This window comes from Streptomyces sp. SID5785 (assembly GCF_009870065.1).
Classification (GTDB): Bacteria; Actinomycetota; Actinomycetes; order Streptomycetales; family Streptomycetaceae; genus Streptomyces.
The window spans coordinates 1-11,101 of the sequence record NZ_WWIA01000331.1 but is presented as its reverse complement, the minus strand read 5'-3'; the positions used below and the strand labels follow the sequence as shown (position 1 = coordinate 11,101).

The following is an 11,101-nucleotide window of genomic DNA, read 5'->3' as shown; positions in this document are numbered from 1 at the left end:
TGCCTCAAACAGCATGGCGCGGAAAAGGCCGGATTCCCGGGACGGGTAGGGTCTGGATCGCGCATTGCAGAAAGCAGCAAGGGGGAAAAGTGTGCAGAGATCCGGACATAAGCCCACAACCGAATGTCGTACCCCTGTGCGAGCGCGGGCTGGATTATTACCGCCGCGCACTCGCGGAGGGCCACACGGACAACGACGTCCCGGACTGCCTGACGGAGCTGGGTCTGATGCGACGCCAGGACGAGACCGAGGACCGCTGGGTGGCGATCCCGCCGGACATCGCCTCGCACGACCTGACCCGCCCTCTCGAGCGCGCCATCCTGACCCAGCAGCACACCGTGGCAGGCATCTTCGACGCGCTGTCGGCGGCGGAGGACGTGTACCGCACGCAGCAGCGCACCTCGGCCGCGCCCGTGCGTCTGCTGCACGGTGCCGACGTCATCTACGCCGCGCTCGAGCGGGCGTCCGAGGCATGCCGCGAGGAACTGCTGACGGCGCACCCCGGCGGCACCCGCGACCCCGAGGCCCTGGGCAAGACGCTGCCGCGCACGTTGCGCCTCAACGAGCGCGGGGTGCGGCAACGCACGCTGTACCAGCACGCGGTGCGTGCCCACGGTCCGACCCTCGCCTACATCGAGCAGGTCACCAGCGCCGGTGCCCAGGTGCGTACGCTCGACGAGATCATCGACCGGGTCATCGTCTACGACCGGTCGATCGCCTTCATCCCGGACCCGCGCTACGACCAGCGGACCACCGCCCTCGCCGTGGAGCACCCGGCGCTCATCCACTACCTCGTGAAGGTCTTCGACCACGCCTGGCAGCGGGCGGAACCCGTCACCGTGGGACAGGACCACCGCCCCCCGCTGCTGACGGACGAGACCCGCAGAGCCGTCCTGAAGCTCATGGTCGAGGGCCACACGGACGCGGGAATAGGCAGCCGGCTCGGCATCAGCAGCAGAACCGTCTCCCACCACATCAAGAAGGCGTCGGAGTCGATCGGCAGCCGTAGCCGGGCGCATCTGGCCTACCTGCTGGCCCGATCCGAACTCCTGCATCCCGACCGCGACGGCTGACCCGCACCCCCGTCCGGCCCGTCCCGCCCGTCCCGCCCGGAGCGGCCGCCCCCGGCCGCTCCGGAACCCGCTCATCGCCGCATGTCCTTCACGAGGGCGAGTAACCGCTCGGCGTCGGCGGCGACGTCACCGTCCGCCGCCACCCTCGGCGCCGATCCTCGCCGGCGCCTCCCGGTAGACGTTCTCCGCCGGCACGGCTGGAGCCCCCATGGTGAAACCCTTCTCAGAGACGATCAAAAATATTTAGAACGCTCTCTTTGTTTTTAGCACAGAAGCCGCTCGGTCCGCCTCCCCCTTCGGAGGCGGGCCGAGCGGCGTCAGGCATCGCCGGAGGCGACAGCCCGCTTCACGAACGGCAGCAGCCGCGCCAAGGCACCTTCCGCACCGCGCCCTTCCCCGGCCGGCGCGGACCGGTTCACCTCGACCGCGGTCAGGAGATACACCGCCAGGTCCGCCACCGCGTCGGGCCTCGCCTCACGATGCAACTGCCCCAGATCGGCCGCCTCCGTCAGCAGCGCGCTCAGCGCGGGCACCCACGCCTGATGCCAGCCCGGCACCGCCTGCGGACGCTCCCTGGCCAGCAGCGCCGCCGCGCGCACGAGCACGCTCTCATCCAGCAGGTCGGCCAGACAGCGGAGCAGTTCGACCGCGACCTGCAGCGGCGGCGACCCGGCGGCCACCGCCACGGCGGTGCGCTGACGCGTCAGCACGCACGCCTCCTCGACGACCGCCTCGGCCAGCGCGCGCTTACTGGAGAAGTGAAAGGTCAGCGCGCCCATGGAGACGCGCGCCGCCGAACTGATGGCAGAGAGGGTGGCACCGTCGTAGCCGTTGGTGTCGATGTCGGCGGCCGCAGCCGCGATCAGAGCCTGGCGCGTACGCGCGGCCCTGTCCTGAGTCACCATCACTCTCCCCTGACCGGCGACGGCCACCCATGCGCCGACCATGACGGTAGCGACGACACACCGTCAAAGTAAAGCGAGCGTTCTGATTATTGAGTTCACGCAGGGATACACGGAGCAACTCGGCGTCGATCTCGTCGAGTCGGTCCACGAGGTGCCCCGACGAAGGGGGCGTTCAGCGCACGCGCCGAACGTCTGCGTGGTGATCTCGTGGATGGCTAGGGCTTCGCCGGGGACGGCGCGGCCGCCTCAGCCGGTGGCCGGCCGACCGCCGCCGCCAGCCTCTCCCCCCGGCCCGGATCAAGATCGATGCGCACCGCGGTGGCCGGGACGGCGATCCCCGGAAGCAGCAGTTGCCACATCCGTCGCACACGCTGCGGCAGGTCCGCGCGGTCGGTGCTGGCGGCCTCGGAGAAGAGCTGCATGCCGGTGCAGGTCGCAACGACATGCTCGGCCAGCTGCAAAGGATCCACGCCCGCCTGCAGCTCTCCGAGATCACTGGCGGTCTGCAAGCAGTCCCGCATCACGTCGGCCCATTCGGTGTACGGCTTGTCCGCTTCTCCCAGGCCCAGGATCCCCGCCTCGGTGGTCAACCGCACACCCGCGCGCAACATGAGGTCGTTCTGCAACTGGTGCGCCCACACCAGGGTGATGTCCACCAGCCGCTGCAGCCCCTCGGACGCGAGGAACGGCAGGACACTCGCGGACTGACTGCTCATCACAGCGCGCGCGAGCCCCTCCTTCGACCCGAAGTGGAAGTAGAGGGAGCCGGCCGTGGCTCCGGCCCGCTGGAGGATCCGGTTGATCCCCGCTCCGGCGTACCCCGCCTCGATGAAGACTTCCGCCGCAGCCCGCAGGATTCCCGCGCGCGTCTCCACAGCCCGCTGCTGCTTCGGCTGCCGCATCGCTCCTCCAAAGTAAAGAGAACAATCTCTAACTTACTGGGCCAGGGCGTCGCGGTACAGCTACTGCGAGCATTCGCCCGATTCGCCCGCATGACTCCCTCACTGGTGCGTGGGCATACGCTTCTTCGTCGAATCTGGTTTGTCGGATCTGGGCATGAAACAAAGAGAGCACTCTGTAACGCGAAGGTGCATCACACCGTCCAACTCGTCGCCATGGCAAGCCAGTCCACCGCTCGGGGCCGGCTCCGGGCGAGTGCCGCGCTCGCTTCCGCGGAACGTTCGGGACAATGGGAGCGGTGGGCGTGCGCCGGGTCGTGGTGCGTCCGCCGTGTCGCTTATCCCTCAGGAGGACTGTTCCATGGCTGATCACCGCCCTTTGACGCTCATGGCCGTGCACGCGCACCCCGACGACGAGGCCACCAGTACCGGTGGCGTCCTCGCCCGGTACGCCGCCGAAGGCATCCGCACGGTGCTCGTGACGTGTACCGACGGCGGGTGCGGTGACGGGCCGGGCGGGGTGAAGCCCGGGGACCCCGGGCACGATCCCGCGGCCGTCGCGCTCATGCGCCGGCAGGAGCTGGAGTCGAGCTGCGCCTCGCTGAAGATCAGCGATCTGGAGATGCTCGACTACGCCGACTCCGGAATGATGGGCTGGCCGGGCAACGAGGCGCCCGGCGCCTTCTGGCAGACCCCCGTCGCGGACGGGGCCGCCCGCCTTGCGGACCTCATGCGGCACTACCGGCCCGACGTGGTCGTCACCTATGACGAGAACGGCTTCTACGGTCACCCGGACCACATCCAGGCGCACCGCATCACGATGGCGGCGCTGGACCTCGTCGCGGACGATCTGAGTCCGAAGGCGTACTGGACGACGATGCCGCGCTCGGGGATGCAGCGGTTCGGCGAGATCATGCGGGAGTTCAACGAGGACATGCCCGAGCCGGACCCCGCCGAGGCCGAGGCGATGGCCGAGATCGGGCTGCCCGACGACGAGATCACCACGTGGGTGGACACGACCGCGTTCGCCGGGCAGAAGTTCGACGCCCTGGCCGCCCATGCCAGTCAGGGCGACAACATCTTCTTCCTGCGGATGGGCAAGGACCGGTTCGCCGAGCTCATGGGCATGGAGACGTTCGTCCGCGTCCGAGACACCACCGACGCCCCCGTCCCCGAGAACGACCTCTTCGCCGGCCTGCGCTGAGCCCTGCGGCGGGCCGTCCCCGGGGACGCGGGGACAGCCCGCGGCAGCGGGGTGCGGTCAGCCCGTCCCGGAGCAGGTGCGGGCGCCGACGTGCAGGGCGAGCGCGGTGTTCGCGCCGAGCGTCGCGGTGAACCGGCCCGAGCCGTCCACCGTGACGTTCCTGCCGCTCTGCACGTCGCAGTAGTCGCCGGCGGGCAGCGACGTCTGGAAGGTGCGGGTCAGCTCGCCGGACTCGTGGTTGAGGGCGACGTACGCCTTGGCGCCGCGCCCGAAGGCGATCTGGTCGCCGCCGTTGTCCCACCAGTCGGTGACGGACTCGCCGCGCGCGGCGTTGCGGAAGCCGACCATGGAGGAGATCTCCGGCCAGGCGTGCTGGCACTTCCACCCGTCGGTGTAGCAGGAGCTCACCGCACCGCCGTCGGGCGGTCCCGCGTCCTTGTCGGTCCACTCGTAGCCGGAGTGGACGTCCGGCGAGCCGTACGGCCAGGCGAGCATGAAGACGTGGGCCAGGGTGTAGGAGGCGCCGTCCTTGTAGGTGAGGGTGTCGCCGCCGCGCTCGGTGTCGTGGTTGTCGACGAAGACGGCGGACCCGTCCGAGGCCATGTAGCCCCAGCCCTCGCCGAAGTTCTTCAGGGAAGCGAGGTTCTCGTCGTTGAAGACGCGCTTGAGGTCGCGGGCGTAGCGGAACTCCTGGACATCGCCGTTGCCGAGGTACTCGCTGGGCGAGACCGCCTCGCCGGCTCCGTAGATGGCCTCCTGCTTCCAGTACGCGTCCGGCTGCGTGAGCCGGGACTTGATGTTCGCGAGGTCGGCCGCGGCCATGTGCTTGGCCCCGTCGATCCGGAAGCCGTCGACGCCGAGGGAGAGCAGGTCGTTCATGTATCCGGCGATCCGCCCGCGGACGTACTCCTCGCCGGTGTCGAGGTCGGCGAGGCCCACGAGTTCGCACTCCTGGACGTTGGTGCGGTCCTGGTAGTTGCTGATCGTGGCCGTGCAGTTGTCCATGTCGGCGGCCGAGTACACGCCCGGGTAGTCGTACTTCGTGTACGAGGAGCCGCCGGTGCCCGTGCCGGAACCGGCCGACATGTGGTTGATGACGGTGTCGGCGACGACCTTCACGCCCGCGGCGTGGCAGGTGTCGACCATGCTCTTGAACGCGGCGCGGTCGCCGAGGCGGCCGGCGATCTTGTAGCTGACGGGCTGGTACGAGGTCCACCACTGGGAGCCCTGGATGTGCTCCTGGGGCGGCGAGACCTGGACGTAGCCGTATCCGGCGGGGCCGAGGGAGCCGGTGCACTCCTTGGCGACCGACGCGAAGTTCCATTCGAACAGCACCGCGGTGACGTCCTTGTCGCCGGGTGCCGACGCCTGGGCCGGGGCGGGGACCGTGACGGCAGCAGCGGCTCCCGCCAGGACGGCGAGTGCGGCGGCCACGGACTTTCTGGCCATGGTTCCTCCTGATCCGAAGGGCAACGCGCCATGCCCGTGAGGCTGTTGGGGGGTGGTCGATCCGATTGCAGGTTCTTGCTGCAAGCTGTTGCGGTGGTGACCGTACGAGGGCCCGCACCCGCGGTCAACCCTCCGCGCACAGCCTTCACAACAGGCCCCGGAAAGCGGCGAATCACTCCTGCAAGGCCTTACGCAAAACTTTCAACGGTGTTATGTTCCACCACGCTTCCGGTCCGCCGCCGAGGGCCCGGCCGCGCCGGGTCCCACGCGCCCGGCGACGGACCGGCGGCACTGGGGCACATGGGCGCACACCGGGGCAGAGCCCGAGGCCCCTCGAGCCCAGGCCCTCGCTAGCCCCAGAGCGCCTGTGCGACGGCCGCGCCCGTGAAGGCTGCGCCCAGGCCCGCCGCGAGGGTGCCGAGGACGTTGGTCACCGCGTAGAAGCGGGCGCCCGTCTCGGCGAGGCGGAGGGTCTCGTAGGAGAACGTGGAGTACGTGGTGAGCGCGCCGCACAGGCCCGTGCCCAGCAGGAGCTGGAGCTGGGAGGAGGCGGCCCCCGCGGCGACCGCGCCGGTGACCAGGCCGAGGACGAGCGAGCCGCAGACATTGACGGCGAAGGTGCCCCAGGGGAAGACGGAGTCGTGGCGGGACTGCACGGTGCGGTCGCTCAGGTAGCGCAGCGGGGCGCCGACCGCGGCACCGGCGATCACGAGGAGCCAGTTCACGCCCCGGCCTCCTGGCCCCGGCCCACGTAGCGGTGCACCTGGCAGTCGTCGAGGATGACGAGGCCCTCGGTGACCAGCTCGTCGATCTGGGGCAGGAAGGCCCGGACGCGCTCCTCGGTGTCGACGATGAAGATCGCGACGGGCAGGTCCTCGCTGAGGGAGAGCAGCCGGTGGGTGTGGACGATCGAACCGGCGCCGAAGCCCTCGATGCCGCGGAACACCGAGGCTCCGGCGAGGCCGGCGTGGTGGGCGCGGCGGACGATCTCGGCGTAGAGGGGCTTGTGGTGCCAGGTGTCGTTCTCGCCGATGAAGATGGTGACGCGCAGGGCGGGGCCGACCAGTGGCCGGTGGCCGCCGCCGGATCCGGCGGGCGGTGCGGGCGGGGTGGTCATCGCGTGCTCCGTTCGATGACGCGGCGGGTGAGATGCGAGGCCGTCCAGACCGCGGCGAGCGCGGCGACGGCGGTGAGCGCCAGATAGCCGAGCGCCGTGCGGGCGGCTCCGGCGTCGGTCAGCTGACGGATGTCGACGGCGTAGGTGGAGAAGGTGGTGAAGCCGCCGAGGACACCGGTGCCGAAGAACGGCCGCACGAGGCGGTGGGCCGCCCACAGGTCGGTCAGGACGGCCATGAAGACCCCGATGACGGCGCAGCCGGTCACGTTGACGACCAGGGTGGTCCACGGGAAGGTGCCGGAGGCGGTCGGCCAGATCTGTGCCGCGCCGTAGCGGGCGACGGCGCCGAGCGCGCCACCGGCCGCGACGACCGCGATCACCGGTCCCTGGCCGCGCAGGACGGCGGGCCGCGGGGCGTCGGGGAGCGGTCCGGTGTCGGGATCGACCGGTTCCTCGGTCATGGATGCGCGGGCCTCTTCCACAGTGCTGTCTCCTACTCGCCGGACGCCCGCACCCGGGTCCGGGCGCAGGCGTGCGTGGTCGCAAGTAGGGACCGTTGGCGGCGTCGTGCCGCGGTTGGGTACGGCGGGCCCCACCGCCGTGCGGTGCGCTCCGGCCAGGGGGCCGGCGCGGTCGCCGCCCGGAAAGCCTACCCCGGGCGGCAGGGGGCTCGCGCGCGCTGCCGCGCGCGGGGCTCAGAGGTCGGCGCCGAGTCCTGGCGCGCGCACGACGTAGCTGCACTGCGTGTAGGTGTAGCCGGGCTGGATGCTGCCGCCGGCCGCCCGGCTGCGGGCGGCGGGTCCGGAGCCGCCCGGCCTGTGCAGGAAGTGGTACGTGCCGGCCGGGAGCCGCAGCGTCCGTTTCGGGTAGGTGCGCCCGCTCGCCTTGCAGGCCTTGCTGCGGCCCGCGGCCTCGCTCGGGTACGTCGAGCAGGATCCGCAGCCGCCGACGGTGAGCCGGCCGGTGACGGGTCCGGTGTAGAGGATCTCAACGGGGTCGGGTCCGTCGTTGCTGACGACGAGCTCCATGCGGGCGCCGCCGGGGGCGTGCGCGCGCGGTAGGCGGTCGCCCGCGGCGGGGCGCACCTCGGCGATCTCGGCCGCCGTGGCGACCTGCCGGGCCCGGTCGCGGCGGGCGTCGTCGCGGTAGGCCGTGGCGAAGCCCGCGAGCGTCCTGCGCGCGGCCCCGAACTTCCCGTCGCCGAACTCGTCCATGCCGCACGCGTACGTACCGTCGCGCACCGCCGCCGCCACGGGGGCGCGCAGACGGCCGGGCACGGGGTCCGGCAGGGCCTTCGCGGTGTCGCCGATGCGGCGCAGTTCCCCGGTGACCGTGCAGGGTGCGCCGCTGTCGAGCCCGTCCGTGCGGCGGGTGACGGCGGCCCGCAGGGCGGGCTCGACCCGGTCGGCCTGCGCCGACTGCGGGAAGGTGCGCAGGAGTTCACCGAGCTCGCCGCCCTTGCCGTCGCTCTCGGCGGTGCCGAGCTTGCCGGTGCCGCAGTCGAGGAGCGCGGTGGCGAGCCGGGTGTCGGGCCAGGCCGCGAGCGCGCCGAGGACGGAGCGGTCGATGGTGTCCGGCACGGTCCGCAGGTGTTCGAGCGGGGCGACGGCGGCGCACCGGTCCTTGCCGCGGTAGGGCGCGGCCACGGCCCGGTAGTAGGCGCCGAGGCTGTCGTGGACGCGGTGGGCGGCGCGGGAGCCTGGGTGGTCCTCGGTGAGGGCGCGGTAGCGGGCGAGCGCGGAGCGGTAGGTGGGCTCGGCGCGGCCGAAGTCCTCACGGGCGGCCCGTTCGACGAGGGCGTCGGCCGCGGCGAGCCGGTCGAGCAGCATGTCCTCGACGGCGTCGTCGCGCAGTCCGTCGTACGCGTAGGCGCCGCCCGCGGGCACGACCAGGAGCGCGAGCCCGAGGGCGGCGGCGAGCACGGGCCGCAGGGGCAGGGCCGCGGGCCCGGCCCGCAGGCCGCGGCGTGCCCCGTCGAGGGCGGCGAGCAGGAGGAGGACGCCGTAGCCGGCCAACGCCCAGGCCGGGACTCCGTCCGGGTCGGCGGGCAGCGCGACGAGGAGGAGCGCGACGGTCGCGGCGACGCAGCCGAGGGCGGGCAGCCACCGGCGCAGGAGGGCGTAACCGAGGCCCAGGCCGCAGAGGTTGAGCAGCGCCGCGGCCAGGGCGCGCACGGGGTCGGCGGGTCCCGGCGGCGGCACGGGCGGCACCCCGGGGACAGGCGGCACCCCCGGAGCCGGGGCGCCCGGCGGCGCGGGAGGCAGAGGCGGAGGCGCGGGCGGCACCGGCGGATACGCGGGCGCCGGGCCGGAGCCCTCGCCTCGCGGCGTCCGCGCGCCGTCCGGCGCTGCGTCCTGCGGTCCGTCGGACGTGTCCCCCGGCCACCCCATCGCGGTCCCCCAACCGTCAGGCGCTCCATCCCGGTTGTCACGATCCGGGCTGTTTCGACGGCTGTCAATCGGCGCGGCGCCCTCCCCTTGTGAAGGCGGCGACCACCCGGCCGACCGTGCGCCGCCCATCCAAGAAAAGTGCAGGCCAAGCAGCTATACACTCCGCGTATACACAGTATGTATAGTGCGGGCATGTCTGCCGCACCTGAGAAGATGATGAAAATACGGAGAGGGTTCCGCGCGGTCGCCCTGGCGCTGACCGCCGGCACCCTGGCCCTCGCGCTGACCGGCTGCACGCAGTACGACACGACGAAGCCGAGCGCCGCCCGCAAGGCACCGGTCACGGGCGCGGAGCGGCACGTGGACGCGAAGGCCGTCGGCACGGCGGGCACGCCCGGGGGCTTCGGCACGGTCGACTGCCGCCGCGCCAAGTGCGTCGCGCTCACCTTCGACGCCGGCCCCAGCGAGAACAGCCCGCGCCTGCTCGACATCCTGAAGGACCGCAAGGTCCCGGCGACCTTCTTCCTGCTCGGGAAGAACCACATCGCCGAGCACCCCGACCTGGTGCGCCGCATGGCGCGCGAGGGACACGAGCTCGCCAGCCACACCTGGGACCACAAGATCCTCACGGACATCGGCGACGACGAGATCCGCGACGAGTTCCGGCGCACCGACGACGCGGTCGAACGGCTCACGGGGAGGCGTCCCACGCTGATGCGCCCGCCGCAGGGCCGCACGGACGACCACGTGAGCGCCCTCGCGAAGGAGGAGGGACTCGCCCAGATCCTGTGGGACGTGACCTGCAAGGACTACGAGACCACCGACTCCGCGCTGATCCGGAAGCGGGCCGTGGACCAGACGCGGCGGGACAGCATCATCCTGCTGCACGACATCTACCGCGGCACCGTCCCGGCCGTCCCCGGCATCATCGACACGCTCAAGGAGCGCGGCTACGTGTTCGTGACCGTGCCGCAGCTGCTCGCCCCGGGCCGCGCCGAACCGGGCACGGTCTACAAGCCCTGACCGGCCGCCCGCGGCCCGGCGCTCAGCCTGCGTAGAGCGCGGCGAGCTCGTCCGCGTACAGCGTGTGGACGACCCGGCGGCGCAGTTTCAGGGACGGCGTCAACTCACCGGTGGCCGGGCCCCATTCGCGGCCGAGGAGCCGGTACCGCTTGACCTGTTCGGTGCGGTTGAGCCGGGCGTTGGCGGCCGCGACCGCGCGGTCGACCTCGGCGAGGACGTCGGGGTGCGCGGCCAGTGCGGTCAGGTCGTCCGCGGGGCCGAGGCCCCGCTCGGCGGCCCAGACCGGCGCCGCCTCGGCGTCGAGGACGAGGAGCGCGACGAGGTAGGAGCGCCGGTCGCCGTGCACCAGGGCCTGGCCGATCAGCGGGTGTTCCTTCAGGGTGTTCTCGACGAGCGCCGGGGAGACGTTCTTGCCGGTCGAGGTGATGATCATCTCCTTCTTGCGGTCGGTGAGCCAGAGGTAGCCGTCGTCGTCGAGCCGCCCGATGTCCCCGGTCGCCAGCCAGCCGTCCGCGTCGAGCGCCGACCGCACCGTCCCGTCCGCCCGGAGGTAGCCGGAGAAGACCGACGCCCCGCGCACCTCGATCTCGCCGTCGGCCGCGGTGCGCACCTCGACGGACGCGACGGGCCGGCCCACCGAACCGAGGCGGAAGCCGGTGCGCGGGCTGTTGGTCGTGGCCACACCGGTCGTCTCGGTGAGCCCCCAGGCGTCCATGACCACGATGCCGAGACCGGCCCAGAACCGTACGACGTCCTGCGGCATCGGCGCGGAGGCGCTGGCCGCCCAGGTCACTCGGTCGAGACCGGCCAGGGCGAGCAGCGGGCGGAGCACCTCGTCGCGGGCCCGGGCGTAGGACTCGTCCAGGGCCGCGGGGGGACGCTCGCCGCGCTCGCGGTGCGCCACGTGCGCGCGGGCCACGGCGGCCGCCTCCTCGACGGCCGCGCGGCGGTCCTCCGGCAGCCGGGCGAGGCCGGTGCGCAGGGCCGCGGCGAACTTCTCCCAGATCCGCGGGACGCCGAAGAACTGCCGGGGACGCACCT

General features: G+C 72.2%; 10 protein-coding genes and 1 pseudogene. 3 read left to right on the top strand and 8 right to left on the bottom strand.

Going from position 1 to position 11,101, the window contains the following annotated elements; genetic code table 11:
- Positions 1-227: 227 nt before the first annotated feature.
- A complete protein-coding gene (locus GTW43_RS10755) occupies positions 228-1,073 on the top strand; it encodes a helix-turn-helix transcriptional regulator (protein WP_237536522.1) in 846 nt (281 codons plus the stop codon).
- A 317-nt stretch (positions 1,074-1,390) separates the two neighbouring features.
- Here GTW43_RS10755 and GTW43_RS10750 read toward each other — a convergent pair whose 3' ends face one another.
- Complete coding sequence (locus tag GTW43_RS10750) at positions 1,391-1,978, bottom strand: TetR/AcrR family transcriptional regulator (RefSeq protein ID WP_161301423.1); 588 nt, start codon at positions 1,976-1,978, stop codon at positions 1,391-1,393.
- 215 nt (positions 1,979-2,193) lie between these two features.
- Positions 2,194-2,880 carry a ScbR family autoregulator-binding transcription factor gene (locus GTW43_RS10745; RefSeq protein ID WP_161301422.1) on the bottom strand — a complete coding sequence of 229 codons (687 nt, stop codon included), beginning with the start codon at positions 2,878-2,880 and terminating at the stop codon, positions 2,194-2,196.
- A 358-nt stretch (positions 2,881-3,238) separates the two neighbouring features.
- Between GTW43_RS10745 and GTW43_RS10740 the strand changes: the two genes are divergently transcribed.
- On the top strand, positions 3,239-4,081 hold the full coding sequence (locus GTW43_RS10740) for a PIG-L family deacetylase (protein ID WP_161301421.1): 843 nt from the start codon (positions 3,239-3,241) through the stop codon (positions 4,079-4,081).
- Positions 4,082-4,144: 63 nt separating this feature from the next.
- Here the strand turns inward: GTW43_RS10740 and GTW43_RS10735 are convergent.
- From GTW43_RS10735 to GTW43_RS10715, 5 genes and pseudogenes are all read right to left on the bottom strand, one after another.
- Positions 4,145-5,530, bottom strand: a pseudogene (locus tag GTW43_RS10735) (alpha-amylase family protein); the annotation flags it as partial.
- Between the two features lie 350 nt (positions 5,531-5,880).
- A complete protein-coding gene (gene crcB, locus GTW43_RS10730) occupies positions 5,881-6,255 on the bottom strand; it encodes a fluoride efflux transporter CrcB (RefSeq protein WP_161301419.1) in 375 nt (124 codons plus the stop codon).
- Positions 6,252-6,647 (bottom strand): DUF190 domain-containing protein, encoded by a 396-nt coding sequence (locus GTW43_RS10725; protein ID WP_161301418.1) that lies wholly within the window; start codon positions 6,645-6,647, stop codon positions 6,252-6,254. Before GTW43_RS10725 ends, crcB (GTW43_RS10730) begins: the two co-directional genes overlap by 4 nt.
- Positions 6,644-7,108, bottom strand: coding sequence for a fluoride efflux transporter CrcB (gene crcB / locus GTW43_RS10720; RefSeq protein WP_161301417.1), 465 nt, complete (start codon positions 7,106-7,108; stop codon positions 6,644-6,646). Before crcB (GTW43_RS10720) ends, GTW43_RS10725 begins: the two co-directional genes overlap by 4 nt.
- A gap of 234 nt (positions 7,109-7,342) precedes the next feature.
- Positions 7,343-8,848, bottom strand: coding sequence for a hypothetical protein (locus GTW43_RS10715; protein WP_202501298.1), 1,506 nt, complete (start codon positions 8,846-8,848; stop codon positions 7,343-7,345).
- 402 nt (positions 8,849-9,250) lie between these two features.
- Between GTW43_RS10715 and GTW43_RS10710 the strand changes: the two genes are divergently transcribed.
- The gene (locus GTW43_RS10710) at positions 9,251-10,060 is read left to right on the top strand and encodes a polysaccharide deacetylase family protein (protein ID WP_161301425.1); all 810 of its coding nucleotides are present in this window, start codon (positions 9,251-9,253) and stop codon (positions 10,058-10,060) included.
- A gap of 22 nt (positions 10,061-10,082) precedes the next feature.
- On the opposite strand, the gene GTW43_RS10705 is transcribed toward GTW43_RS10710, so the two are convergent.
- Positions 10,083-11,101 (bottom strand): AMP-binding protein (locus GTW43_RS10705; protein ID WP_161301415.1); only part of this gene is annotated, 1,019 nt, incomplete at its 5' end.

What these genes read in the sequence shown, in the direction of transcription:
- GTW43_RS10755 (WP_237536522.1), top strand. Translation starts at nt 228, where the DNA reads ATGCGACGCCAGGACGAGACCGAGGACCGCTGGGTGGCGATCCCGCCG.
- GTW43_RS10750 (WP_161301423.1), bottom strand. Translation starts at nt 1,978, where the DNA reads ATGGTGACTCAGGACAGGGCCGCGCGTACGCGCCAGGCTCTGATCGCG.
- GTW43_RS10745 (WP_161301422.1), bottom strand. Translation starts at nt 2,880, where the DNA reads ATGCGGCAGCCGAAGCAGCAGCGGGCTGTGGAGACGCGCGCGGGAATC.
- GTW43_RS10740 (WP_161301421.1), top strand. Translation starts at nt 3,239, where the DNA reads ATGGCTGATCACCGCCCTTTGACGCTCATGGCCGTGCACGCGCACCCC.
- GTW43_RS10725 (WP_161301418.1), bottom strand. Translation starts at nt 6,647, where the DNA reads ATGACCACCCCGCCCGCACCGCCCGCCGGATCCGGCGGCGGCCACCGG.
- crcB (WP_161301417.1), bottom strand. Translation starts at nt 7,108, where the DNA reads ATGACCGAGGAACCGGTCGATCCCGACACCGGACCGCTCCCCGACGCC.
- GTW43_RS10710 (WP_161301425.1), top strand. Translation starts at nt 9,251, where the DNA reads ATGATGAAAATACGGAGAGGGTTCCGCGCGGTCGCCCTGGCGCTGACC.